The 26,208-nt window shown below is 52.8% G+C and carries 18 protein-coding genes; 12 read left to right on the forward strand and 6 right to left on the reverse strand.

The features are described from left to right. Positions 1–22: 22 nt before the first annotated feature. The gene (locus tag Poly41_RS10560) at positions 23–1,267 is read left to right on the forward strand and encodes an MFS transporter (protein WP_146526176.1); all 1,245 of its coding nucleotides are present in this window, start codon (positions 23–25) and stop codon (positions 1,265–1,267) included. Positions 1,268–1,338: 71 nt separating this feature from the next. Here Poly41_RS10560 and Poly41_RS10565 read toward each other — a convergent pair whose 3' ends face one another. Beyond that, entirely contained in the window at positions 1,339–2,859 is a 1,521-nt protein-coding gene (locus Poly41_RS10565) for a TolC family protein (RefSeq protein ID WP_231615568.1), read from the reverse strand. 348 nt (positions 2,860–3,207) lie between these two features. Further along, positions 3,208–3,396, reverse strand: a complete 189-nt coding sequence (locus tag Poly41_RS34815; RefSeq protein ID WP_231615569.1) for a hypothetical protein — start codon at positions 3,394–3,396, stop codon at positions 3,208–3,210. A gap of 131 nt (positions 3,397–3,527) precedes the next feature. Between Poly41_RS34815 and Poly41_RS34820 the strand changes: the two genes are divergently transcribed. After that, on the forward strand, positions 3,528–3,761 hold the full coding sequence (locus Poly41_RS34820; RefSeq protein WP_231615570.1) for a hypothetical protein: 234 nt from the start codon (positions 3,528–3,530) through the stop codon (positions 3,759–3,761). A 130-nt stretch (positions 3,762–3,891) separates the two neighbouring features. On the opposite strand, the gene Poly41_RS10575 is transcribed toward Poly41_RS34820, so the two are convergent. Both Poly41_RS10575 and Poly41_RS10580 read right to left on the reverse strand, forming a co-directional pair. Then, positions 3,892–4,557, reverse strand: a complete 666-nt coding sequence (locus Poly41_RS10575) for a hypothetical protein (protein WP_146526178.1) — start codon at positions 4,555–4,557, stop codon at positions 3,892–3,894. 133 nt (positions 4,558–4,690) lie between these two features. Then, the gene (locus Poly41_RS10580) at positions 4,691–5,626 is read right to left on the reverse strand and encodes a hypothetical protein (RefSeq protein WP_146526179.1); all 936 of its coding nucleotides are present in this window, start codon (positions 5,624–5,626) and stop codon (positions 4,691–4,693) included. Positions 5,627–5,902: 276 nt separating this feature from the next. On the opposite strand from Poly41_RS10580, the gene Poly41_RS10585 reads away from it, so the two are divergent. From Poly41_RS10585 to Poly41_RS10620, 8 genes are all read left to right on the forward strand, one after another. Continuing rightward, entirely contained in the window at positions 5,903–7,438 is a 1,536-nt protein-coding gene (locus Poly41_RS10585) for a TolC family protein (protein WP_146526180.1), read from the forward strand. Positions 7,439–7,610: 172 nt separating this feature from the next. Next, complete coding sequence (locus Poly41_RS10590; RefSeq protein WP_146526181.1) at positions 7,611–8,126, forward strand: hypothetical protein; 516 nt, start codon at positions 7,611–7,613, stop codon at positions 8,124–8,126. Positions 8,127–8,407: 281 nt separating this feature from the next. Further along, positions 8,408–9,922 (forward strand): efflux RND transporter periplasmic adaptor subunit, encoded by a 1,515-nt coding sequence (locus Poly41_RS10595; RefSeq protein WP_146526182.1) that lies wholly within the window; start codon positions 8,408–8,410, stop codon positions 9,920–9,922. A gap of 67 nt (positions 9,923–9,989) precedes the next feature. Beyond that, positions 9,990–13,226, forward strand: coding sequence for an efflux RND transporter permease subunit (locus tag Poly41_RS10600; protein WP_146526183.1), 3,237 nt, complete (start codon positions 9,990–9,992; stop codon positions 13,224–13,226). Positions 13,227–13,252: 26 nt separating this feature from the next. Then, entirely contained in the window at positions 13,253–13,948 is a 696-nt protein-coding gene (locus Poly41_RS10605) for a hypothetical protein (RefSeq protein ID WP_231615571.1), read from the forward strand. 79 nt (positions 13,949–14,027) lie between these two features. Further along, complete coding sequence (locus Poly41_RS10610) at positions 14,028–14,558, forward strand: hypothetical protein (RefSeq protein ID WP_146526184.1); 531 nt, start codon at positions 14,028–14,030, stop codon at positions 14,556–14,558. Between the two features lie 228 nt (positions 14,559–14,786). Beyond that, positions 14,787–15,548: a methyltransferase family protein gene (locus Poly41_RS10615; protein ID WP_146526185.1), complete on the forward strand. Its 762-nt coding sequence runs from the start codon at positions 14,787–14,789 to the stop codon at positions 15,546–15,548. Between the two features lie 22 nt (positions 15,549–15,570). Beyond that, positions 15,571–15,780: a BON domain-containing protein gene (locus tag Poly41_RS10620; RefSeq protein WP_146526186.1), complete on the forward strand. Its 210-nt coding sequence runs from the start codon at positions 15,571–15,573 to the stop codon at positions 15,778–15,780. A 71-nt stretch (positions 15,781–15,851) separates the two neighbouring features. On the opposite strand, the gene Poly41_RS10625 is transcribed toward Poly41_RS10620, so the two are convergent. Next, on the reverse strand, positions 15,852–16,214 hold the full coding sequence (locus Poly41_RS10625; protein ID WP_146526187.1) for a hypothetical protein: 363 nt from the start codon (positions 16,212–16,214) through the stop codon (positions 15,852–15,854). 387 nt (positions 16,215–16,601) lie between these two features. Between Poly41_RS10625 and Poly41_RS10630 the strand changes: the two genes are divergently transcribed. Together Poly41_RS10630 and Poly41_RS10635 are read left to right on the forward strand one after the other, a co-directional pair. Beyond that, positions 16,602–19,166 carry a heavy metal translocating P-type ATPase gene (locus Poly41_RS10630; protein WP_146526188.1) on the forward strand — a complete coding sequence of 855 codons (2,565 nt, stop codon included), beginning with the start codon at positions 16,602–16,604 and terminating at the stop codon, positions 19,164–19,166. Between the two features lie 221 nt (positions 19,167–19,387). Further along, on the forward strand, positions 19,388–20,017 hold the full coding sequence (locus tag Poly41_RS10635; RefSeq protein WP_197231209.1) for a class I SAM-dependent methyltransferase: 630 nt from the start codon (positions 19,388–19,390) through the stop codon (positions 20,015–20,017). A 124-nt stretch (positions 20,018–20,141) separates the two neighbouring features. Here the strand turns inward: Poly41_RS10635 and Poly41_RS10640 are convergent, their stop codons facing one another. Next, positions 20,142–25,883: an SdrD B-like domain-containing protein gene (locus tag Poly41_RS10640; RefSeq protein WP_390621419.1), complete on the reverse strand. Its 5,742-nt coding sequence runs from the start codon at positions 25,881–25,883 to the stop codon at positions 20,142–20,144. Positions 25,884–26,208 lie beyond the last annotated feature (325 nt).

The raw sequence follows: 26,208 nt of genomic DNA on the forward strand, positions 1-26,208 counted from the left end.
CCTCTTTTTTGTTACCGGACCCATGGAAAAAAATCTAAAACTATATCCGTACTTTCAAGCGTGCGCGTCGTTGCATTTTTGGTTGCCAGTCTTTTTCCTTTACTTTCAGTCCGTCTTGACGGTTCGGGAAGTGTTGATTCTGGAAACGATTTATTACTGGAGCGTCGTTGCACTGGAGGTGCCGTCCGGGTATTTTTCAGATCGGATTGGTCGACGTCCCACTTTGCAGATTGCCGCAGTGGCATGGACCGCCGCGTATTTGTTGTTTGCGACGACAGCCTCATTCATGTGGTTCGCGTTTGCCCAAATCTTTTTAGCGGTTGGAATGTCGTTCCGGTCTGGAACGGATTCATCAATCCTATACGACTCGTTGCAAACACTCGATCGATCTGACGAGGTGGGCGAGTATGAGGGAGTCGGGCAGAGCTACGGCTTTTATGCGACCGCTGCTGCCTGTCTCGCCGGTGGGATTCTGGCTGGGTTTGACTTGCGAGTCGCCTATCTATTATCTGCAATTGGCAGCGTGTTGACACTTTGGATTGTCTGGCGGATGACGGAACCACCGCGTTATCGAGCCGAAACGGAGTTGACATTTACGAACCAGCTCGTCCGGTGTGTCGCTCAACTGAAACATCCAACCCTTCGCTGGGTTTCGGTATTCGTAGTTGCGATTACGGTTTTCAATCATGTCCCTTACGAGTTCTTTCAGTCCTATCTTGACATTTTGATCCAGCGGTATGGGTTCGCCGATCCGGGGACCTACGCGATGACGCCACTTGTTGCCAGTTTACACGTCGCAGTAACGATGTTGATCGCCGGTTGGGCAAGCAGGCGTTCGATGGCAGTATGTGAGAAGCTAGGTGCGAAATGGACCCTGATTGCATCCATGTTGCTGCAAGCCGGTCTGATTGCCTTAATGGCGATCTGGGTTCATCCAGTGATAGCGGTTTTACTGCTACTAAGAAGCACTCCTCGTGGGCTAATGACCCCCGTTATCAACGCAACCGTTCATCCACATCTAAGCAGCGACATGAGAGCGACCTTTTTATCACTGCAGAGTTTTGCCGGTCGACTCTGTTTTGGCGGAGCCTTGCTGATGACGTCGTTCTTTACAGCGGGCATTGAAAAAATGACTGCGGAGAATCTCTTCAGCATTCTCGCAGTCTATGCAATTGGCAGTCTAGTCGTGCTGCTGATCTTGAGTGCCACAAACCCTGCAATCAAACAGTCGGTTATGAACGAGGATGATGAACAACCCCGGCTGTGAATTATTCATGCAACGCAACCGCATGTCCTCCCCCAACGAACGTTTTCTCAAAGCGAGAACAATCAATCAAATCACTGTCCGCTAAACGCTTGGCCTCGGATGCCGTCACCGTCGGTGTAGTCCGTCGGTGCCTCAAGACCTCCCGTAAGCAACAGTCCGTCAACCTTCGCGGCGGCCTGGGCTAGTCTTCCTTTTGCTTGAACCAGTCGAATCGACGAGTCAAAGAAACTACGACGGATCACGAGGCTTTGAAGAAAGTTGAGTTCGCCCGCACGGTAGGCTTGTTCGGATAGATCGAGACTCTTTTGAACCTGTGGAAGGATCTCATTATCATATTTTCTCACTGTGGCCATCGCTGCGTCGTAGTCTTGTGCCGTACGAGCGAGTCTCGAACGGATCGACTGTTCAACCCGCAGTACATTTTGTGTTGCTCGGACATAGTCAGAATAGGCAGCCGAAATGTTTCCCGTATTCTTATTCCAAACAGGAATCGGTGCTGATAATTGGACGTTCAACATCCCGTGGTTCGTGGCATCGTCGTACCCCGCGCCCAATTGCGCAGTGACGTTCGGTATGTATTGTACTTGTTGACGTTTCAGCAACGCTTGTTTCTCACAGACCAGCGCCCGAGCGACCGCTAGCTCTGGGCTTTGCATGGCAATTTCGCTGAAAGCAACTTGCCAGTCAGGTGTCTCGCTGGGGACATTCAAGTCCGCTGACAAACGAACCGGGGTGTCGACCTGCAGGCCAGCGATCGCTGCAAGGTCTCGCCACGCGCCACGATACATGACTTCAGCCTGCTCCGCGGCCAGAGTGACTTCGCTCAGCAACGTTTGCGACTGCAATGTGTCGATCATCGTGCCTTCGTCTGCTTCTTGACGCTGCTCAGCAGCTTCAACCGCCCGTCGTGCCGTCTTCGCAAACTCGGTCGTAATTTCGAACTGCTGTTGAGCGGCTACGGCTTCAAAGAATCGGACACGAACATCCGTTAGCACACGATATCGCTGAGTTTCGATCTCCGCTTGCTGAGCCGATTGAGTGTGTCCGAGAACTTGCCGATTGATTTCCAGCTTGTCACCGCGAACGAACTCTTGTTCAATAAACAGTCCATGCTGATCGGTATTCCGGTCGGCAATTTGTTGACCGAAGTAACCGAGCAACGGGTTTGGAAGTGCGCCGACTTGTTGACGCAGCCCTGCTGCTTTGCTCACCGTTGCACTGGCCGCAGCGATCGCGGGATTATTGGCGAGTGCCAATTGCTCGACGTCGACGAGCGTATAAGCAGTGGGATTCACGATTTCCATCGTGTCAGACAACGTCACAGGTGCATCGAACGGAGGAATCGCAACCGGCTCCAACGACAATCCCTGCTCAGTGGACTCAGCGTCTTCGATCTGTGTGAAGGCGACCGTCGTCACCTCAGAAGAAGGACTCTCGTCCACTTTGGCTTGCACCCCCGAATCAAGACGATCACTGGCTCTCACTTCCAGGGACACGGGCAGTGGTGACTGACTAATCGACTTGCCGAGCCGCGCACAGCCCAGAGGCAACAAACAAACACAGGCTGTCAAGCAAAGGGCTTGGCTTTTCATGGCATCCATTCAACAAACGGGAAACGAATTCCGTACCGACCCCGCTGACGTCCGTGCCAACGCGATAATCGCTACGTCAATTGTGAATGCCTTAATGCAGAGTATCGGAAGGTTGGTCGTAAAACTCCATTGCAAAGCGTCCCGAGCCAACCAGCCAGATGGATGCCGCAGGATTATCCCGACAAGCAGCATAGTTTGACGTGTCGTTGTGGTCACTTCCAACAAATAGATCCATCAGCGTCCAGGCAAAGTGGTTGCTGATAGTGGTATCATTTTACCCAGGGTTGCGATCTTTGCTTCTGGTTTTCCAATCGCAATATTTTGGTAAAGATCTTCAGTTTCATAAACCTAGATATGGAAAACTTCCATGACCGCATCCACAATCTTCAACCGCCAATCAAAAATGCTTTCTCCCTTCTTGCTTTGATTTCCTTTATTGGTTGCAAACAAGAGTCGGTGGCACCAACCGCACCAGAGACTTCTGCCGCTGGTGACCATGGGCATGAACATGATGCTGGCGATGAAGGGCATGCTCATGGCGCACACGGAGTTGGCCCTCATGACGGAACTCTGGCCGATTGGGGCGGCGGAAAATATCACGTCGAATTCACCGTCGATCACGAAAAACCGCGACCATTTATGTCCTTGGGGCTGACGAAAAATCCGCAGTGCCAATCGACGCGGAGGAGATTGAACTCAGTATCACCGCTCCGGAAATGCAGGTTGTCTTAAGGGCCGTTCCACACGAGGGCGAGTCGGATGGTAAAGCATCGCGGTTCGTCGGTACGCATGAGAAGCTGGGCATTGCTCAGGAGTACGCTGGAACATTAACCGACGTTGTCGCAGGCACACCGTACGCAGGCGAATTCGCTGAAGAGGCTCACGTCGGACACGGTCACTGATGGCAGACGCTTTGACATCAATGTTGGCGACAGTCGAAGTTAACCTGGAACGCATATCCTGGCGTTTGGTTCAATTGATCGTGAATCTGCTTAAGCACGGCGTCATCGTCGGATTCATGTTTTTCGCGAGTCAAAATGTCGGTGGCGGTCCGTCCATTTGGATCGGTGCTTCGGTGCGGTGCGGCTCGCTTGACTGAGAGTCTGGCAAGTACTGGCGAGTGCCGGCATCGCCAGTGGGCTGTCGCGGCGGGGAAGCCTGGATCCGTGGGGCTTGATTCAGCGAAGGTGCGGGAACGTAGCTGCGGTCCTGCGGTTGTGACGGAGATGCGTGGGCGTCGCTACGATTGGAATGATCGTGACCAGAGTGATCATGTCCAGCGTGGAATGGACCGTTCGGCGATTGCGATTGTCCGTAAGCGTGGTCGCGCGGTTGGCCATGCGATTGCAGCGGTGCGTATTGTTCGCCGATTCCGTATGCGGCTTGCGGGCAGTAGCCAGAATCAGGGCAATAATACTCGCTTGATGGTTCATGCATATACGCTGGACCGGTGTATGCGGGAGCAGAGTACATGTAGGCGGGCGGATGTACAGGGTATGTCAAGTAGTCAGCCACGGGATATCCACCGTGATTGTAATGGCTGTGGCCGCCATGATGATTGCTGTGGCCGTAGTAGCCACCGTGTCCGTAATAATCATAGCTTGAATGGTCATGCCCAAAATGCTGAGCTGAAACCGTCGCCGACAACCAGCCGAAGGCAACCGTAAAGAATCCAGTGGTCATGATGATTCTGTTCATTTGAATTGCCTCTATGAGAAATTGTCGGGAACTGACCGTTCAACTATTGCAATGAACAGCATGAGGTCAAGCCGTTTTCTCAAACGGCGGTTAATCTTACTGTCAACGGCGCCCGAGCCCGTGCGGATCAGAATCAAGGTAGCGTCGGTGGTGGAGCGGAGTGCCCAAGAGACGCATTTCCTTGTGTAGAGTATCCGGGTGGAGGTGGAGCTTGTTCCGGTCCAGAGGCTGGTGGCGGTGCTTGCTGAGGACCACCTTCTGCACCGGAGACTCCAACGTCGTTCATCAAGTGATGAAGTGTTGCTTCGATCAATTCCATTTTCGTGATAATGCCAAGTTGACCAATCTGGCGTTGGTGATGGCGTGACCATCCTCGCACATCTTCTTGGACATGATGAAACAACTGATCCGTTCCACCTAGCTTTGAACGCATCGCCTGACGGTCGTTGTTGTGCTCTGCAGCGTGGATGTACTTGGCAACATCAAGCAATTGGTATGCCTCGCCGTAGGTTTCGGCGAACCCGCGATTGTGTCGATAGTTGTAATGCAAGTCGAGAAGCAAGTCGTTAAGCAGTGTTTCAAGTCGCCCTGAAAGGTCTTCCGTCTGATTGAATCCACCGAAGGGGACGACCGCTGGCTTGGCACTCGTATAACGTCCTCCGTTTACGGCCGCAGGTGACGGCGAGTAGAAGTACTGGTTGCCTTGAACGTAGTACTGGCCCGGCGAATGACCGTGAATGTTGCTTGGCACGACGTGTGACCAACCCTGGTGAACAACATCGTGATGTTGGACTCCAATGTTGTGCCCGTGCGAATCTTGTATCACATGATCGTGATGGTCAATGTGTCCGCCACTGATAATGGGCGAGCCGATACCGTGTGATCCGCCATGCAGAACATCGTGATGTTGGACGCCGATGTTGTGACCGTGTGAATCCTGAATCACATGGTCATGGTGGTCGATGTGTGGCTGAACATGCCCGCCGTGCAGATGAACTTGAGCTACGGCTTGACCGGAAATCGCGGACATGCTGGCGACGATACAGCAGGTGAACATGCGAACTAGCATGGACTGGTTCCTTGTATGAGGTGAGAAGCGAAGCGATCGAAGAGTGTTTGAATTATATCAAATCACCCATCTTATGCCATCCGAATTGGGGGTTTCTGTGTAGATTGAAGGAGGGGTCTTGTTGGACTCTCAGGGTTATATCGATCTGACGCGGTTTTGATCGACAATTATCTGTCACAACCGTTTTTATGGGCATTACAGGCACATTCGATCGCCGAAAATGAAAGGGCCCGAGGAAACGCTTTAGGTCTTTACTGTCTTCATATTGGTGTTCTTATGATTCCTATCCGCCGCAAACACTTTGCCCGATTGCTTTTGCTTGCAACGACCGTCGGAGTAACCGGCTGCTCAACGACGCGGCATTTCTCGGCTCTGTACGATTACAATCCGACCAACGGTGTGGACTCGCTCGCGCAGACTCCACCTGCGCCGAGTTCACCAGCGATTCAGCAAGTCGTCTTCGATGAGATGTCGTTAGTCGATTCAAAGCTGGAGGACATGACAGGCGGGGAAGTGAAGGATGCTGCTGTTCGGTTTGCAGCTCCTACGGAGAGTGACTTCGGTGGGATACCGTCGTCGGAGTATCAATCGGGTGTTGCAGCGATGACGTTGGCCGATTTTGAGGCACTTGCTTTGGGCAACAATCCGACGATCCAGGAGTTGGTCGCGACAACACAAAAGGCCGCTGGATTCCGCACCCAAGTTGGTTTGCGAGCGAACCCAAGTATCGGTTACCAAGCAAACCAATTAGCTGACCAAGGGACGGATCAGCACACAGTCTTCATTTCTCAAACGATCATTACCGGTGACAAGCTCGCTCTGAATCGGTGTGTGCTAAATGAAGCGTTGCGAGCCCAACTGCTGCAACTCGAAGCTCAGAAGTACCGAGTTACAACCGATATCCACGTTAAGTTCTTCGATGCACTGGCGGCCCAGGAACGTATTGAACAGATTCGTGATTTCTTGTCGGTCGTCGACAAAGGACTCGAGTTGGCCGAGCTTCGCAAGAAAGCACTCGAAGGGTCGCAACTTGATGTGCTTCAAGCCAAGGTTCAGAAGAACGAGATTGAGTTGGCACTACAGCAAGCCGAGGTGAGTTACGCGGCTGCTTGGCGAGAGCTTGGGGCATTGGCAGGTAGTCCACAAATGACGCCAGTACGATTATTGGGCGAGCTACCTGAATCAGCAACGACGTTGGATTGGTCAACGCTAGCATCCACGATTATCGCTTCAAGTCCTGAATATCAGGCGGCCCAAACGCGAGTCAGCCAAGCACGAGCGAACCTTGAACGTCAATGCGTCCAACCGATTCCGAACCTAGATGTCCAGTTGGCTGCTGGCGTCGATAATGCGACAAATTCTGGATTGATTAACTTGCAAATCGGAGCACCCATCCCGGTATTCAATAAGAACCAAGGGAATATTGCCGCTGCCAGGGCCGAACTATTGCGTTCAGCACAAGAGGTACAGCGGATCGAGAATTCGATCAAAGCCCGACTCGGTGCCGTCTCACGTGACTACGATTCTTCGCTGGCAGCGGTCGAGAAATATGCGAAAGATATTTTGCCAAACGCAGCGGAAAGCCTGCAATTAGCAGAGACAGCCTACAAGACAGGTGAGACCAATTTTGTGCAAGTCCTGGTCGCACGCCGCACCTACTTCGACACGAATTTGCAGTACATCTCCTCACAATCGCTGCTCGGTCAAGCCCGTGCCCGTGTCGATGGATACGTGCTCACCGGGGCACTCGACGCCGTCATCGACAACAGTGGCGACGATAGCCTCCGTGGTCTGACGTTCAGTCAACAATAATGTGCCGTTATTGTAAACTTGATAATACATTCAAGAAATGGTTGCCCTTGACCCGATTACGTAGTCTGGGTAAATATAAATACGCGGCGTAGGCATCTAACGCTTACAATTCACTCACGTTACTCGGTCAATACCGTTCCTGTTTTCTCACGCTTTTCCTGCAACTTCTCGCATGTTTGCCAAAATCACCCACATTTTAACGCTGATTGCGTTTGCCGTTCATGCGGTGCTGGGTTGTTGCGCTCATCATTCGCACGCTGCCGGGATCGATTGTTGTTCGAGCAAGACGAAGCAGGTGGCTGTCGATCAAGATCCGCATGCTCATGTTCATTGTGGGCATACTCATCTGCTCACGGACGCTCATGACGCCGATGACCTTGATGGTGTAGATGTGGCGACGGATGTTGAAGGTACTGTCGAAGCGGTTTGTGCTTCGGAGTCGCCTTGCAATCACGACGATCATTGCAACGGTTCACGTTGTAGTTACGTTGCCGAAAGCTCTCGTGTCCTCAATGTTGATGCGTCAACGTTATTAGGCGAATTGTCGTTTTGTGGTGCATACTGCGTGGCGAACGACTACACATTGATGTTGTCGCGAGTGATAGACGAACGTGTTGAATCGTCGTTCCAAACGCCATGCCTTTCTTCGTCACAGTACTGCGTTCATCTGCAATCTTGGCAGATTTGAGCGACTCTCTTCTTGCTACCGCTGTAGCTTCGCAGAACGGAATTCATTCCGTTACTGCCTAGATTTACCGTCACGGAAAGTTGGAATGCATTCGTAGCGTTGGCTTTGAGCCACCGCAACCATTGCGCGGTCTTTTCTGTGGGTTCGAGCTACGGTTACAAGCTTTCATATCGGTTTGGTTTCCGCCATTCGTACTGGCGAAACCCACAAATCCTTTTAGCTGCGGCTCATTGAGCGGCGGCAACTGTCTCGCTGCACCCCCGTTTCATTGAGTAAATGTGATGCGTTGGAAATTTCCAAAACTGCCTTGGCCCGCAATTCGGCTCTTCATCGGTGTGATCGCCGTCGTCGTCGCGGGTGTGACTTACAACACATGGTGGCCGCCACTGTCGAATTGGGTCGATTCGACACTGATGTCGCATCGCAGTGCACCAACCGAAGAAGAGGGGCACGGTGATGATGCGGACCATGCCGAGCCGGCACCTGTCGCTAGGGAGTCGCTTAACCTAACGGCTCAGGCAATCAAGAATCTCGGCCTAACGTCGGACTACTTGCGACCGATCGAGCTTTCGACCTACCGTCGATCGATTACGGTGCCATCGGTCATCGTTGCAAAACCAGGCCGGTCCCAGGTTGTCGTTGCATCGCCGCTGAACGGAGTAGTGACTCACGTGCATGCGGTCACTGGGCAAGCGGTGATGCCGGGCGAATTGCTGATGGAAGTGCGTTTGACCTACGAAGAATTGGTTGACAAGCAAACGGAGTATCTCAAGACGCTGAGCGAATTGGAGGTTGAGAATCGCGAGATCGTTCGCTTGGAAGAGGCGACCCGTAGCGGTGCGGTTTCCGGCAAGGCGCTGTTGGAGCGTCGTTACGCCAAAGAGAAGTTGGACGCATTTTTGCGGGCACAACGTGAAGCACTTCGGATGCACGGTTTATCGGATCGCCAGATTGAGCAGATCGGCAACAACGCCAGGTTGCTGCAAGAGTTGAAAGTAGTGGTGCCTGACATCGATCGCCATGATCATGACGTCGAAGAAGACCGAGAGTTACGATTGAGCCAAGTTCCTGTGCGTCCGGTCGCGTTTGCGATGCCCGCGAGCCAAAACGCAGCACCGCCAGCAACTGTGCCGTCCGGCAGTCACGAACATCGTCCTTTGGTGGTTGAGGATCTGCGAGTACACAAGGGCCAAGCGGTGGTTGCGGGCGACAAGCTCTGCTCGCTTTCTGACTACAGCGAATTATTTATCGAGGGCAAGGCGTTTGAGAACGATATCGCAGCGATCAATGAAGCTGTCAAACGCGGCTGGCCGATTGATGCGGTGTTCAACAACGCCACGGGAACGGAAGTGGTTGGCGGGTTGAAACTAGCGTTTGTTGCTAACGCGATTGATCCAAGTTCTCGCACGCTATCGGTGTTCGTTGAGTTGCCGAATGAAATTATCCGTGATGAGACGACGGCCCAGGGGCAACGCTATCTCGATTGGAAATATCGATTAGGTCAACGGCTTGAATTGCAAATACCAGTTGAACAGTGGGAGAACGAGATTGTGGTTCCAGTTGATGCCGTTGTGAAAGACGGAGCGGACTGGTTTGTGTTCCAGCAAAACGGCAATCGGTTCGATCGCATTGCTGTCCATGTCAAGCATCGCGACCAGAACTCCGCAGTGATCGCCAATGATGGATCGGTCTATCCTGGCGACGTGATCGCACTGAAATCCGCACATCAGATGCAGATGGCCGTGAAGAACAAGTCCGGAGGCGGTGCTGATCCCCACGCGGGGCACAACCATTGATGATCGCATCCCGCAAGACTGCCAGCCATAAAGATACCCAATAACAATCTCCAATCAATTATCTCCAATGCTAAACGCTGTTATTCGCTTCGCACTTCGCCAACGTCTGCTTGTCATCGCAATCGCTCTATTCCTTATTGGGTATGGAACTTGGCAAACGATGGTTATGCCAATCGATGTCTTTCCAGACTTGAATCGCCCACGAGTGGTCATCATGACCGAAGCACCAGGGCTTGCACCGGAGGAAGTGGAGTCGCTGATTACGTTTCCGATCGAAACGACGATGAACGGGGCGAATGGCGTCGAAGCGGTTCGCAGTTCATCCGGCGTGGGAATCTCAGTTATCTATGTCGAGTTTGCTTATGGAACCGATGTCTACACCGACCGGCAAATTGTTGCCGAACGAATGCAGATGATCCAAGATCGGCTGCCCGCCGGAATCGCTCCACAACTGGCCCCCGTCTCGTCAATCATGGGCCAGATCTTGATGCTTGGGATGTGGAGTGACGATCCGAATGTAGACACGATGGAACTAAGAACCACCGCCGATTGGGTCGTTCGGCAACGCTTGCTCACGATTCCCGGTGTCTCGCAAGTCTTCACGATGGGTGGCCAGCGTAAACAGTTCCAAGTGCTTGTTGATCCTGACGCGATGTTGCGGCTCGGGGTAACTCTGCAAGAAATCGAAGCGGCGGTCGCGAGTAGTAACGAAAACGGCACCGGCGGCTACCTAGACCAACAAGGCCCAAGTGAACTACTAGTCCGATCGCTCGGACGGATCAAAACGATCGAGGACTTGAAGAAAGTCCCCGTCAAAATTCGAGACCGTCGCCCAGTTTTACTATCCCAAGTCGCAGCCGTCGTCGAAGGAGCACAAGTCAAACGAGGCGACAGCTCCGCCTTCGTTAGGATTGAAGATTTGAGATTGCAGAATGCAGATTTGGAAAGCTCCGATTCACAATCTCCAATCGGCGATCAGCAATCCCCAGCCGCCAATTGGTCCGGTGGTCCTGCGGTCGTGCTTACGATCAACAAGCAACCCGGTGCGGATACACGAGAGGTCACGAACGAGGTGATGAAGGCGATCGAGGAACTCAAGCCGACGCTTCCCCATGGAACACAATTGTCGACGGTCTATTCGCAAAAAGCGTTTATTGATCGTGCGATCGAGAACGTTATCGAAGCACTCCGTGACGGCGGAATTCTGGTCGTCATTGTTCTGTTCCTCTTCCTGCTCAACCTGCGCACCACGTTCATCACACTCACTGCCATCCCGCTGTCACTGATGATGACATCGATCGTTTTCGCGATCTTCGGCTTGTCGATCAACACCATGACACTGGGCGGCATCGCAGTCGCAATGGGCGAACTGGTGGACGATGCGATTGTCGATGTGGAGAATATCTTCAGAAGACTGAAAGAAAACCGCGCCGCCGGGTCTCCGCTTAATCCCCTGCTGGTCGTGTTCCGGGCCAGTACCGAGGTTCGTCGGTCGATCGTATTTGGCACGATGATCGTGATCCTAGTGTTCATTCCGCTGTTCGCCCTTGGCGGCATGGAAGGAAAACTGTTCGCACCACTAGGTGTTGCCTATATCGTCTCGATTTTGTCGTCTCTTATCGTGTCGTTAACCGTCACACCGGTGTTGTCTTATTGGCTATTGGGGCTCAGCAAAGGCACCGAACATGACAAAGATGGATTTGTTCTGCGAGGTCTCAAATGGGTGGCCGACAAAGTCATTCGATTCAGCTTAGCGTTTCCGCGTTTCAATTTGCTGGTCACACTGTTGATGGTTGCGATTGCAGGCATATTCGCATCGCGATTGGAGAAAGACTTTCTGCCACCCTTCAATGAAGGAACGATCCAGTTGAACGTGGTCCTGCCTCCTGGAACGTCACTCGCAGCATCAAACGCGATCGGCAAGACGGTCGAGGATGCACTGATGCAGATCGACGATGTGCAGCGGTTTGCTCGGAGGACGGGGCGAGCGGAGTTGGACGAACATGCCGAAGGCGTGAACATGTCAGAAATGCTGATTGAAATGGACCCGAACTCGCCAAGGTCGCGTGAAGAGCAATTGACAGAGATTCGCGAGTCAATGGAGGACATTCCCGGTATCGTGACTGCGGTCGAACAACCAATCGCTCACCTGATCTCGCACATGATTTCCGGCGTCAAAGCACAAGTCGGTATCAAAATCTATGGTGACGACTTGGACCTGCTGCGCCAGAAAGCAGAAATCATTAAGGCGGAAATGGAATTGGTCCCCGGCGTGACCGATGCGTTAGTAGAACCGCAAGTGATCATCCCACAATTGCGCATCGAGCTCGACCGCGATCGGCTACTGGAGTACGGACTGACGACGGCTCAAGTGAACGAGTACATTCAAACCGCCATGAACGGAAAGGTCGTTTCCGAAGTGCTTGATGGAATGCGCACCTTCGATTTATTGGTTCGCATGAAAGAGAATTATCGCGAAGACCTTGATGAACTAAAGCGGTTGTCGGTCCAGGTTCCCGAAGGCGGAATGGTGCCGCTGACGAGTCTGGCGAAGATCTATGAATCGGGTGGTCCCAACGTCGTCAATCGTGAGAACGTGCGACGGCGTGTAGTGATCCAGTGCAATGTGTCAGAGCGAGGTGTTGTCGATGTGGTCACTGACATCCAGAAGATGATTAAGCCGATCGTCGCGACTTTGCCAACCGGATATTTTGTCGAGTATGGAGGCCAATTTCAAAGCCAAAAAACAGCCAGTCGGATTATCTCGATACTGTTCGCCATGTCGATGATTGGCGTGTTCATGGTCCTCTACACTCTGTTTCGTTCAATCAACTTAGCATTCCAAGTGATGGCGGCGTTACCGATGGCGTTCATTGGCTCGGTAGCCGCATTGGTATTGACCGGCCAGACATTGACGATTGCAGCGATGGTTGGCTTCATTTCATTGGCCGGCATCGCGTCTCGAAACGGCATTCTGTTGTTACAACACTATTTGCATTTGGTTGAGCACGAAGGTGAACAATTCACGACTTCGATGATCATTCGTGCTGGGCTAGAGCGACTTGCGCCTGTGTTAATGACAGCGTTGACGTCCGGCATCGGTCTAGTTCCGTTAGTCATGTCCGCTGGCGAAGCGGGCAAGGAAATCCTGTACCCAGTGGCGACAGTGATTTTGGGTGGCCTGATTAGTTCAACGATGTTGGACTTCTTTGTTCATCCTGCGCTGTTCTGGCTATTTGGAATGAAGTCGGCGGCGAGCGTTGTGAGCGAGTCGTCCAGTGAAATCGAGTTAGAAGAAGTTTAGTTTTCCTTTCCCTTTGGAGAAGAAGTATGAAGAAGATAGTAAAACGTTTTGCGGCTATTTTGGTGTGTGGTGCAATGGCGACCGTTGGTGGTCAAGCCTTTGGCCAAGCACATGACCACGATCATGCGGATGGTGATCATGCGGGCCACGATCATGCAGGCCACGATCATGATGAACATGGTGACCACGACCACGGTGGCGAGTCACTCGCCTATTACTTGCCCGAGTGGAAGGCGATGCACTTTGATGATGCAAACAAAGCAGCTCAACATGCAGCGACGGTTAAGAAAATGGGCTGCGAGGTCAAGCAAGGCTCTCACGCGGGACATAGTGATGTGAGTTATCGCTGTGCCCAGTGGAAAACACTTGCGGTGAAAGATCACAAGATGGCGGAGCAGTGGTCAGGTTGGTTAAAGGCATCCGGCTTTGACGTTTCTCATTCGCACGCGGACCCCACTTTCGCGGAAGGCCCCGAAGCGGTCGAGTTCCGTATGGTGAAGTGGAAGCAGTTGCACGGTAACGGATCGGCTGAAGAGGCTCAGATGTTGGACCAGCTTAAGAAGATTGGTGTTGAGGTTGTCGTCGAGAATCACGGTAACCACAGCGACATTCGCTTTCGCGCACCAACATGGCGAGACATCCACGTCGCCGATCACAATACCGCCGATCAGTGGATGGGTTGGCTGAAGCAGAATGGCTTTGAAACCCAACACGAGCACTAAGGAATTGATGACTGTAGATTGCAAATTGGAGATTGCCCAACTCCCAGACTCCCAACTTTTTTTACAAAGAGAAAAACAAATGCGTTCCTATCACTACACTCTCTTCGCTGCTGTAATCACGGTCTTCGTGTCAGGTTGCGGTGACAAGACATCCGAAACGACGTCTGCTGGCACGGACGATTCATCAATCACGATGGACGCTCCTCCGCCAACAACGGTCGACGTTCACGTTCACCCAACCGAAGGCCCACATCATGGCTCTTTGATCGAACTTGGTAACGAGGAATACCACGCAGAACTCGTTCACGATGATAAATCCGTAACGATTTATATTTTGAACGGCCCCGCAACCGAAGCAGTGCCAATCGATGCGAAGGAAGTCACAATCAACCTGTTGGACGATGGAACCCCCGAGCAATTCAAGCTCGCGGCGTCTGCTGACGCCGGTGACCCCAGTGGCAAATCGTCTCGCTTCACGATTTTGGACGCTGAGTTGGTCGGACATATCGACGATGAATCGGCGGCACCGAAACTGATGGTGACAATCAACGGCACGCCCTATCGTGGCGAATTGGCGCACGATCATGATCACGCCGGTCACGATCACTAGCATAGGCTCATCTTGTAGCGGAAAAACGCCAAGCGTTTCGGCCTGGTAACAATAGTCATGGCGGCTTTTGCCATGATTACCTTACGGTGGATCGAAATTCGATCCGCGATAGTCTCCCTTCGCTTGTTGCGCATCGTAGCGAGCGGCGAGGTCTCCGGGTGCGTCGCCCACCGCGCAATTGCCGGAGGTTGCTTTTCATATTTCTTGCAAGTTTCAGGAAATTCTGTCATGCCTTTGATTGAAGAATTTGAACGCTCCGGTGCTTCGCTGTTTCGATGGCGAAGTTATCTGCCATTCGTGTTCCTACCATTAGTCGTGGTCGCAGCAATCCGTTATCCGGCGATTGAAACGAATCCGAGTTTACATTTCGCCTGGGGAATGATCAGCCTCTGCTTTTCCTTACTAGGTTTGTTCGTCCGATGCCATACCGTGGGACATGCGGGGCAGGGAACGTCGGGACGGAATACCAAAGAGCAAATTGCTGAGACACTCAATACATCAGGCTTCTACTCGGTGCTGCGTCATCCTTTGTACCTAGGCAACTTTTTGATCGCTTTCGGGATCGTCTTGCATTCGTGTTCCCCTTGGCTCGTTGCATTGTTCATCGCATTATTTGCGTTGTACTACGAGCGAATCATGTTTGCGGAAGAAGCGTTCCTGAGGAGGAAGTTCGGGCCGGATTTTGTTCGCTGGGCAGCGAAGACGCCCGCCGTCCTGCCTCGGCTTAGACGATGGCGGAAAGCCGAACTACTGATGAATTGGCCCAAGGTCATTCGTGCTGAATCGACCGCATTCGCTGTCATCGCGATTGCGTTTCCTGGTTTGGAATTCTTGATGCACCGGATGCAAGAGGGCACGATTGCTGTTGAAATGGCGTGGTATTACATCTTGGCAACGGGTGTTGCTCTCTACTTCGTTGCGAGGATCATGAAACGAAACTTCCGACGTTGGGCAAGGTATGAAGCAATCTTGTTAAAGGCAGCGAAATGATGCTTTCACGGCTGGAACAGTTGTGAACGAAAACACGATCGAACAGCGACTGATAAAGACCCTCGTACGGTTTGGCTTTCCACACCTGCAGGTCGCCGTCGATTCGCAGGGTGTCGCCGAACTAATTGGTTCTGTCGCAACGTCCGACGATCGTGCGTTCGTCGCGTCGATAGCCTCGACGACGCCAGGCGTCACCAGCGTCAAGAACCAACTCAGGGTTGCCAAACCCTAAAGAATAAATGGCTCCGCGAGCGAACTCGCGGAGCCATTGTGAACCGATTTACGCCATCGTTTTTACAAGAACTAGTGGTGGCCACCAATACCGAGGTGCAAGCGTCCGACATCAAGGTGCAGTCCACCGCCGTGTCCGTAATTTCCGCCGTGACCATACGAACCACGATTCTGAATATACCCACCGCGATAACTCGGTTGGTAACCGTACCCCGAACCATAGACCGCGCCGCCATAATGCGATCCGTGTCCGTAGTTCGGTCTGTAGGCATGAGCATTGCCGTGCCCGTAGCCTCCATGCCCGAAATTGTTGTAAGCACTGCCATGGTTTCCACCGTGATGCCCACCGTAGTGGTCATAAGCGGAAGCTTGAGTGTTGAAGCTGAAGAGGGTTATTCCGGCAGCAATCGCAGCAATAGCGAAAAGACGTTTCATGTTCAGTATCCATTGGGAGGTGAAAGTATCAGCAGTAAGGTCTGCCAATACCTGCTTGAGATGCATCCACCGTGCCAGAACGCCAATCCCCCAAAAATACGGGGTTTCAGAACGAATCAGTGTCGTCACACTGACTCAGCTGTTTCACGATTGAGACAACGCGGCGACCCTTGAAACCCGTCAATCAAGTCATTGCAAAACAAGTGCAACAATCGGTTAAGCGAGGGGGAGATCTGTTACATCAAAGCAATGAGCACGCGATTTGCGGACTTGATGACTATGAACGAGTTCGCGAGCGATCCGACTCCAAAAACAAATTGTTGATGCTGGTGCAATCGAATCAAAGAAAGTAGTTAGTCATGATCGGAAATAACGAGAAGGAAAGCAATGAATAGGGAAAAAATCGAACTGGGCCTGTTGCTGCCGTCCGTCGAATCGACCGACGATGCCTGCGTCGAAAGACTGGCGGAATTGCTGCAAACAAAATTAGGTATTGATTCGGTTCACGCGATCAACAGGGATACCGAAACGCCCGATCTAATTTGCGTTCACTATGATCCGAGCGTCGTCTCGACGGGCGAAGTACGAGAACTAGCAAAACGTGCGGGCGTCGAATTGGATCAGCGTTATGGTCATTGGCTCAGCAAGTCGCGATCGACACACGCCCGCCGTGCTTCCGCGATTGAGTCGCGATTAGGACGCATGGACGGAGTCCTCGAAGCGGTGGTGTCAACCGACGGTGCTGTTCGCGTCGAGTACGACAAGCAGACCACCAACGAATCCGCAATCGCATACGCTCTGAACGAATGGACTGGCAAAGCAGCAGAGGTCGCCGACCACCACGCCGGTCATGAGCATGACGATGAAGGTCACGAGGCCGACCGCGATCACTCGGGACACGACCACGCTCACGGCGGCATCTTCGGTCCAAAGTCAGAACTGATCTTCGCAATTCTCTGTGGCGCGTTCTTGCTGGTCGGATGGCTGATTGAGACCTTTGCAATAGTCAACGAATGGGTTCCACTGGGTTGTTACATTGCGGCCTATGTCTTCGGCGGTTACTACACCGTCACCGAAGCGATCGAAAAAATTCGAGCTGGCAAGTTTGAGATCGACTTCTTAATGATCGTCGCCGCCGCCGGCGCAGCGTTACTCGGTGCTTGGGCCGAAGGAGCGTTGCTGCTGTTCCTTTTCAGCATCGGTCACGCTCTGGAAGGCTACGCGATGGGCAAAGCCAAACGTGCCATCGAAGCCTTGTCCGAACTCGCACCACGAACAGCTCGCGTGCGTCGCGATGGAACTGAAACGGAAGTCCCGGTTGAAGTGTTGGTCGTTGGAGATATCGTCATCATCAAACCCGATGAACGAGTTCCCGCCGACGGTTTCGTGATCGCTGGCGAATCCAGCATCAACCAAGCACCGATTACGGGCGAGAGTGTTCCCGTTGATAAACGCCCGGTCGACGATCACGATGCCGCAGCGGCTGATCCTGAATCACTTTCCGCTGAATATCGTGCCTTCGCTGGAACGATCAATCAGTCCGGTTCCATCGAGATCCAAGTCACCAAGACGGCGGCGGAGAACACGCTCGCCCGCGTTGTCACGATGGTCAGCGAAGCAGAAACGCGGGTTTCGCCGACGCAAAAGTTCACCAAAAAGTTTGAACGCTACTTTGTTCCGTCTGTTATCACTGGCGTTGTGCTTCTGATGTTCGCACCATTGGTCATCGACGAGGGCTTCAGCGATTCATTCTACCGGGCGATGGCAGTCCTAGTCGCGGCAAGCCCATGCGCCTTGGCGATCGCAACGCCCAGCGCAGTTCTAAGCGGTGTCGCCCGAGCAGCTCGCGGCGGAATCCTGGTCAAAGGCGGCGGGCCACTGGAAAGCCTCGGCAGTCTCGATGCAATCGCATTCGACAAAACAGGAACACTGACAGAAGGCGAACCCAAAGTCACCGACGTTCGGACCGCCGAAGGCGTTGACGAATCGGAACTCTTGCGGATTGCCATTGCCGTCGAAGACCTTAGTAAACACCCACTCGCAAAAGCTGTCGTTCGCGATGGGAAGAAGAAATTGGCAGAGGGGGAGAAAGAGAGCCAGGGAGAGGGAAATGTGGGACTGGCCGAGCTGAGTCAGGATGCGAAGACGGACTCTCAACTCTCAACACTAAACTTTCAACTACCTGAAGCGACCGATATGAAGAGTATTACTGGGCGTGGGATTCAGGCGATGGTAGAAGGGGAGTTGGTTCATGTTGGGAAGGATTATTTGTTTTCAGAGGTCGATGGCCCACCACTTCCCGAAAGCGTCCGTACCATTGTCGAGTCGCTCGAACAGAACGGACGTACCACCATGATCGTTCGTCGCGGCGACCGATACCTCGGCGTCATCGGGCTGATGGACACTCCGCGTGAAGCGTCCAAGCGAACGATTAAAAAGCTGCGTGAACTCGGCATCCAGCGGATGATCATGATCTCGGGTGACAATCAACAAGTTGCCGACGCGGTTGCCAAAGAAGTTGGCCTCGACGAAGCCCGCGGCGACCTGATGCCTGAAGATAAGGTCACCGAAATCAAGAAGCTGCAAAGTGAAGGCGGAGTGGCGATGGTTGGTGACGGAGTCAACGACGCCCCCGCGATGGCATCTGCTTCGGTCGGCATCGCCATGGGAGCCGCCGGAAGCGACGTCGCTCTCGAAACCGCCGACGTTGCCCTGATGGCCGATAACCTCGACCACCTCCCGCTCGCCATCGGCCTCAGCCGAGCCACCCGCCGCATCATCCGCCAAAACTTATGGATGAGTCTCGGCATGGTCGCATTCCTCGTACCGGCAACCATCTTCGGTCTTAATATAGGCCCCGCCGTCGCGTTGCACGAAGGCAGCACCCTCGTCGTTGTTTTCAACGCCCTGCGACTTCTCGCCTATCAATCACCAACATCGGACAAGGAATAATCCAATGGAATTCAAACATATTATCCTCGGTTTCGTTGTGCCCCTGGGTGAGACACACACCACCATGGCAAGGATTTTGAAAGATCTTGCTGTTTCCCCTCATCTTTGCCCGATCCTTCGGCATTCGCTCGCAGGCAAACCACAATTACGAATTCTGATAGATTAGCGGGCATCCCCGAAGCAATCCTAACAAATAGTGTCCAATCATTGCATTGCAATTCGTGAATCAGAGAAACAGCATGTCCTCATCAAGTGAACACTGGAACAATATTTTCTGCACCAAAGCCGATCCCCAACTTGGTTGGTATGAAGGCGACGTCACACAGACATTGAAATTTCTCGCTCAAATTCCGCCAGGCGAGTCCAGACGGGTTTTTCTACCCGGCGCAGGAACTTCTTCACTTGTCGAGGAACTGCTGAACCGAGGGCATGAGCTTATTCTGAATGATATCAGCGACGAAGCCCTGAACAAGCTTCGACACAGAGTCGGCACGAACGACAAATTAACGTACCTTCATCACGACATTTCAAAAACGCTGCCGGACGGGATTTCCCCAATAGACCTTTGGATTGATCGGGCTGTTCTCCATTTCTTGCTTGATGAAGACGATATCCAAACGTACTTTTCCAATTTGAAATCAGCCATCCGATTGGGAGGATACGCATTGCTGGCAGAGTTTTCGCTTGCAGGTGCCCCCAAATGTGCCGGACTTGAACTCCATCGCTACTGCGTTGATGAATTGTCAAGACGCATGTGTCCAGAATTCGTGCTTGTTGAACATGAGGACTATACTTATATCAACCCAGCGGGCGATCCGCGTCCCTATGTCTACGCCCTCTTCAAAACGTAAATTGACAGTAGGACTTTGCACCCAAGTTGTTCGAGGAAGGCCCTTTTCCGAAACCGGGCAAATTCTCAATTCTGGCTGAGTCATTGAGCGAAACGCCTCTCGATCGGTTCGTAACGGTTTGCGGTCATGCGGCGTCGTCGTAGTAGCCCAATTCATCTTTCCCATCGCCGTCCCAATCGCCAACGACAGGTTGGCTGTTTTCTCTCGTTCGTGGTATGCGTATGTGAGTGTCGTTACCGGTGATCTTGCGGTCGCCGTCTGTATCGATAATCCACATCTCACCGCGAACGACTCCGATCTCGTCGATTCCATCGCCATTGAAATCGCCAACGATCGGCTCATCTCCCGGTCGTCCAAACTCGGCTCGTGCATCTTGCTGCGTCCAACGACCATCGCCATCGGTGTCTAGCAGCCAATGACCGCCACGGAACACTGCGATCTGGTCAATCCCGTCGCCATTCCAATCACCAGCTAAGGGTGTATCAACGAGTTCGCCGAATTGAAACACATGGTCCACTGCGTCAGCACGCAATGATCCCTGGTTTCCACGACGCAGGAATCGCTCGCGATCTTCACCACGATCTTCCACATGTCGCATTAGATCTTCAGCCGACAATTGACGCCGCCGCGTGTTTTCGGGATCGGGAAGCCCTGGATCTCGCTTGATTCTTTGTTGGTCTCGCTGCCAACTACGACCGAAGATAGCAATGTCGTCTTTGCCATCTCCATCCCAGTCGCCGACCACGGGTTTGTCCAGTTCAGTTCCGAGCTTGATCCAAAGATCTCCTTTGTCCCAGCGGCCATTGCCATTGAGGTCAACAAACCAATTGCCACCTACGAAGAGTACGGATTCATCAGTACCGTTGCCGTCGAAGTCACCTGTTAGAGCAAGTGCATCGTCATCACCCATCGTCATCCGATCGGAAACTTCCATCAAACGGCCTTCCGAGTTGACGATAATCCAACGGCCAGTAGTGTGCTCGCCCTCGGTCCAATTCACTTGCATCGCTTGAGTGCTCACCGCTCGAAACAATCCATCATTCGGTTCGCTGCCGCGAGGAAAGCCACCGTTGATAATACTCAAGTGCCACGAAACAGCCCACTCATCGTCTGCAAGCATCGGCGGGCGTATCGATTCGAATTCGCCGAAAGAGACCACTCGATCGGCACTTTCAAAAGTCTCAATCGGTGCGAGTACCTGAAGGTCTTCTTTGGTAGTCTCAATCAGTCGAGGGATCTGTGGCTCTGAGATTGTAATCTCGCTAAAGTTGTTGTTTCGACTAACGCCGCCCGCGCTAAGTGCGATATTGAGTATTGCATCGTCCTTCGGATCAGTTGCTTCACTGAGTGCAAGGGTTTGAATCACAATTCGATCCGCATCCTCCACCATGTCAGCCTTGTTCACGGCCAATCCACCGGTCGAACCAGGAGTCTCAAGACCATCAATGAAATTTTCAGGTTGGACTTGGTAAACATGGTAAGTGCCGGGACGCAAACCTGTGAACTCGTAGTAGCCGTTCTCATCGGTCGTGACGCGGATATCTCCGTCTGCGTAGAATCCCGGTAACGCGCGATCCGACGTGAAAGGTTGTCCAAGGACGTTGCGAAGTTGGAGTGTGACATTGCCAATCAGCGTATCATCTTCAGAGAAGACCCCGTCTCGATAATCACGCAAACTCTCGGGTCGCGGTGGCTTGGAAAGCGAGATTGCAACACCATCTTGGAACACATATCCAGATATCGTCGCCGGTGGAACTTCAGGGAAATTGTAATCGATCGCATCCGTCCCACTGGTCAGCACGATTCCGATCAGCAAGTCATCGGCAGCGATCTGCCCACCAACTGAACCAACAATCTGACCTCCTTGAAAGAATCCAGTGGGCTGAATCTCTCGAATCGAATAGACGCCAGGAGCAAGGTTAGAAAACAGGTAATCCCCACGCGCATCGGTGCGAGTTTGTTCGAGGACGGCATCGTTTTCGTTCAATAGCTCGATCAGTACATCGGGAATCGGCAGATCGCCTGAATTGAAGGTTTTGTCCAGATCGGTTTCTTGCCAGACGGAACCGGCGATCGACGAGGGCTCTCGTTCACAAAAGTCATAGTCGACCACATCATTGCCAGCAAGCAAGTTGAGCGCGAGGTGATCGATGTCAACGACTTCTCCTCCGCCACTGCCGACTTTCTGAGAGCCCTGAAAGTACCCTTCAGGTTGCTCTTCGAGAATGTGATAACGGCCCGGAGGCAGGTTTCCGAATCGGTATCTGCCCTCTGCATCCGTTGTCGTTAGAGAGATTTGTTTACCGTCGTCATCACGCAGTTCAACGACCACGCCGTGAAGCGGTCTCTCGTCTGAGGCACAATTACAGTCACCATTGGAGTCGACGTAGACGACGCCGCTAATCGATCCCGGCGGCAGTTCACCAAAGTTGTACTGCGTCTCATCACTTCCTGCTTTGAGTGTCATCCCTAGCAAGTCACGATCAAGCACTTCGCCGCCGCCCGTACCAACCGTTTGACCACCTTGGAAATAGCCGTCCGGTTGCTGCTCGAAAACCTGATACGTGCCAGACGCAAGTTTGTCAAAGCGATAATTCCCCTGAGTATCCGTCTTCGTCTCCGCAATCGAATTGCCGCCACTATCTCGCAACTGAATCGTGACGCCAACGATTCGTGGCTCACTGGGGCCGAGTTGAGAATCATTGTTGCTGTCGACATAGACGACGCCGCTAATCGATCCCGGTGGCAGTTCACCAAAGTTGTATTGCGTTTCATCGCGTCCTGCTTTGAGTGTCATTCCGAGCAAGTCACGATCGAGCACTTCGCCGCCGCCCGTGCCAACCGTTTGACCGCCTTGAAAATATCCGTCGGGTTGCTGCTCGAAAATCTGATACACACCAGGCGCAAGTTCGTCAAAGCGATAATTCCCCTGAGTATCCGTCTTTGTCTCCGCAATTGTCTTGCCACTACTGTCTCGCAACTGAATCGTGACTTCAGCAATCGGTGGCTCACTGGGGCTAAGTTGAGAATCAGCGTTGTTGTCGACATAGACGACGCCGCTAATCGATCCCGGTTCAATCTCGAAAAAGTCGTACTCCGTCAATTGATCGCCCCAACCGACGGGGATCGTTGTGATCATGTCAGGATTAGACGCATCACCTCCGTGACTGCCCACAGATTGTCCACCCTGCAGCCATCCCGCAGGCTGAGTTTCTCGCACTGTGTAAGTGCCCGCTGGCAATTGGCTGAATCGATATTGTCCCATTGCATCAGTTCGCGTCGAAGCGATTCGGTTATCACCTTCGTCGTAGAGTACCATGATGACATTGCCGATACCGGCATCGTCTTTGTCTTGCAACCCATCGAGATCACGGTCATTGAACACAACTCCACGAATCTCAGCCGGCGGTCGCTCAAAGAAGTCATAGTCAATCGCCACGTCCGCAGAGCCGAGCACAATATCACGAATTTGGTTTGGTGGTATTACTGTGCCGCCCTCCGATCCAACTCTGGCATTGCCCTCGAAATAGCCGTCAACCAATCCTTCGGCAACCCTATACTCACCGGGCCGGAGGTTCGTAAACTGATAGGTTCCCTCGTTGGAAGTCCTCGTCGTCGCAATCTCGTTACCGCTGCTGTCAAGCAATCGAATCGCGACGTTCGCTAGCAGTGGTTCGCCAGGATCGTACTGCGAGTCACTGTCCAAGTCGACGTGCACGCGACCCGATAATGACGCACCGACAAGCTCGCCAAAGTTGTACTCGATACCGTTGTCGCCTTGTTTCAAATCGATGAAGACCAGTGAATCGGATTCGTCCCCAAGTCGGCCAACCCGTTCCCCTCGAACAGTACCAATCGAATCTTTTCCGTCGAAATAATTCGTTGGTTGCGTTTCAACAAGACGGTAGATACCCGGCACGATATTGACAAACTCATAACGACCACGCGCATCCGTTTTAGTGGTTACAATTACATTTCCATCGCTATCGACAAGTGAAACCGTCGTTGCTGGAATCCCGTCTTCGTCTTCATCTCGTGCCCCGTCATCCGATCGATCATGGTAGACGTAGCCACTGAGCGTCGCGGGCGAAGTTTCGCAAAAGTTGTACTCGACTCCGACGCCTGCGGCTGTCATCGTAATTTCTTGGATCAGACCACCGCTGACTGCTTCACCCGATTTCGCACCGTCGATTTGGCCGACGTGGGAATCTCCATCCAACAATCCAGAGGGCGTGAACTCGATGATCTGGTACTTGCCAATCGGAGTCTCTGCGAACGAGTAGTTTCCTGCCGAATCGGTTTTCGTCGTCGCGATCATCACCCCGGACGCATCACGCAACTCAACACGAACATCGACCAGCGGTTGATTGCCGGGTGCATCATACGCCCCATCGCATTCTTCGCTGGGTGCAACGAGAAAGACGGAACCCGATAGGGAGCCGAAAGCCGTCTCGCCAAAGTTGTATTCGATACCGTCGTCGGCTCCAGTAAGTAAGATATTGCGAATCGCATCGCCTGGGTTCTCTGCGATTCCAACGACACGACCGTTGATGGTCCCTGCACGATCAAGCCCGTCGTTCAAGTTCTCTGGCTGATCAAGCTGGATGACTTCATAAGTTCCTGGAACAAGACCGACAAATTTGTACGAACCGTCAGCAGCGGTCCTTAATGTGACCGCCGGTTGCGGTGCGAGGGTATTGATCGGCACCAATTGAACACGGACACCTTCGATTCCAGGCTCGCCAGCGTCTCGACGACCATCATTGCTGTCGTCGCGATAGACGTAACCGGACAACGATGCTGGTTCGGCTTCGGCAAAGTCATATCGCACCGCGTCGGTGTCGCCCAGAGCAACGTCAATGTCGCCAATGCTATCCATCGATTCTGCTTGACCACTGGCAACGCCATCGACAGTCCCCGGTATCGCGGCGACGCTATACAACCCATCTGGCTGAGATTCAATGATTCGATAACGTCCCGGTGAAAGTCCTAGTGATCGGGAAAACGTATAGTTGCCTTGCACGTCGGTGACAGTTCGCAGTCCGGTGTCTTCGTAAAGGTCCGCTTCACCGTTCCATTTCCAAAGGGCGATTTCGACACCGGGCAGATTCATCTCGTTGGCATCATGGATTTTGTCCAAATTGTTGTCCAACCAAACTTGCCCTGAGATCGAGATTGGCTTGGGAATCTGGCTTGTCGTCGCGACCGCTGCAGCCGAGCGGTTGGGGCGACTATCGACCGCCGGGCCATCATCAGGCGGCAGGTTCAGACCCTGCGAGGCTGCGGGATCGCCGTAGTCGTTCAAGAAGACTGCATCCGCAGCACTGGATTCGTAGTGAGGTGCTTCGAAGGTTGCCTCAAGGATTGAATCTTGGAACTCTTGCCCAGACGTGATGACGTCTAGCCGACTATTAAAAACATCAAGATCTGCCGAATTACGAAGGACTTCGTCAACGTCGATTGAGAATTCCAAGCGGTCGCCCGACCGAAAGCCAGATAATCGTAGTACTAACGCCTGGCCACCATCATCAACCAATGCATCGACCGTTACGTTTGCATTGTCTGCGGCTTGGACACGAACGACCTTGAAGTCGTGTGCTCCACTTTTTCCTCGACCACCAAGTTTGGTATCGAAGATCGAGTCCCCGACGCTGATGCCATCATTGTCCTTATCGGTGCGAATGCGGAGTTCGGTAAGCTGCGTATCGGGAGCGCCGCCGGTGAACGACAAGATAAAGCGGTCGCCTCGCGAGTCGCCTCCGACATCGAGGTCGGACTCCAGATAATCGGTCTCGATATAGACCACGCCGACGCGAATGGGATCGGCAGCAAGAAGTTGACGCGGCTCCAAACGCTCGGGCAGCATCACACGTCGTTTGACGTTCTTGGTTTGGACGTTTGAGGTAAAGCGATCGCGTATTCGTTTCCAAATCACTCGAGATGTCCCCGTTTGGCAGCAATGGATTCCAGTGTGGCTTTGACTGGGCAATGCGCATTTGGCGCAAAGACCAGCTCGTGCGTCGTGTTTCACGACAGCCACAGCCTGGAAAACAAAACTAACCTAACGTAGACTCCCCACGTTCTAAATCGGCAATAAGCATAACCGGCATGACCGGAACAATCGAAAAAGTCAGGTCGATCTGAATAATGAACGGCGATACGGGGACGTACCAAAAAGATGAAACCAACGA

Origin of the sequence: Novipirellula artificiosorum (genome assembly GCF_007860135.1) — a bacterium.
GTDB lineage: Bacteria > Planctomycetota > Planctomycetia > Pirellulales > Pirellulaceae > Novipirellula_A > Novipirellula_A artificiosorum.

Coding starts and splice junctions, on each gene's coding strand:
- Poly41_RS10560 (WP_146526176.1), top strand. CDS start 23: ATGGAAAAAAATCTAAAACTATATCCGTACTTTCAAGCGTGCGCGTCG.
- Poly41_RS10565 (WP_231615568.1), bottom strand. CDS start 2,859: ATGAAAAGCCAAGCCCTTTGCTTGACAGCCTGTGTTTGTTTGTTGCCT.
- Poly41_RS34815 (WP_231615569.1), bottom strand. CDS start 3,396: ATGAGCATGCCCTTCATCGCCAGCATCATGTTCATGCCCATGGTCACC.
- Poly41_RS10575 (WP_146526178.1), bottom strand. CDS start 4,557: ATGAACAGAATCATCATGACCACTGGATTCTTTACGGTTGCCTTCGGC.
- Poly41_RS10580 (WP_146526179.1), bottom strand. CDS start 5,626: ATGCTAGTTCGCATGTTCACCTGCTGTATCGTCGCCAGCATGTCCGCG.
- Poly41_RS10585 (WP_146526180.1), top strand. CDS start 5,903: ATGATTCCTATCCGCCGCAAACACTTTGCCCGATTGCTTTTGCTTGCA.
- Poly41_RS10590 (WP_146526181.1), top strand. CDS start 7,611: ATGTTTGCCAAAATCACCCACATTTTAACGCTGATTGCGTTTGCCGTT.
- Poly41_RS10595 (WP_146526182.1), top strand. CDS start 8,408: ATGCGTTGGAAATTTCCAAAACTGCCTTGGCCCGCAATTCGGCTCTTC.
- Poly41_RS10600 (WP_146526183.1), top strand. CDS start 9,990: ATGCTAAACGCTGTTATTCGCTTCGCACTTCGCCAACGTCTGCTTGTC.
- Poly41_RS10605 (WP_231615571.1), top strand. CDS start 13,253: ATGAAGAAGATAGTAAAACGTTTTGCGGCTATTTTGGTGTGTGGTGCA.
- Poly41_RS10610 (WP_146526184.1), top strand. CDS start 14,028: ATGCGTTCCTATCACTACACTCTCTTCGCTGCTGTAATCACGGTCTTC.
- Poly41_RS10615 (WP_146526185.1), top strand. CDS start 14,787: ATGCCTTTGATTGAAGAATTTGAACGCTCCGGTGCTTCGCTGTTTCGA.
- Poly41_RS10625 (WP_146526187.1), bottom strand. CDS start 16,214: ATGAAACGTCTTTTCGCTATTGCTGCGATTGCTGCCGGAATAACCCTC.
- Poly41_RS10630 (WP_146526188.1), top strand. CDS start 16,602: ATGAATAGGGAAAAAATCGAACTGGGCCTGTTGCTGCCGTCCGTCGAA.
- Poly41_RS10640 (WP_390621419.1), bottom strand. CDS start 25,883: ATGCTGCCCGAGCGTTTGGAGCCGCGTCAACTTCTTGCTGCCGATCCC.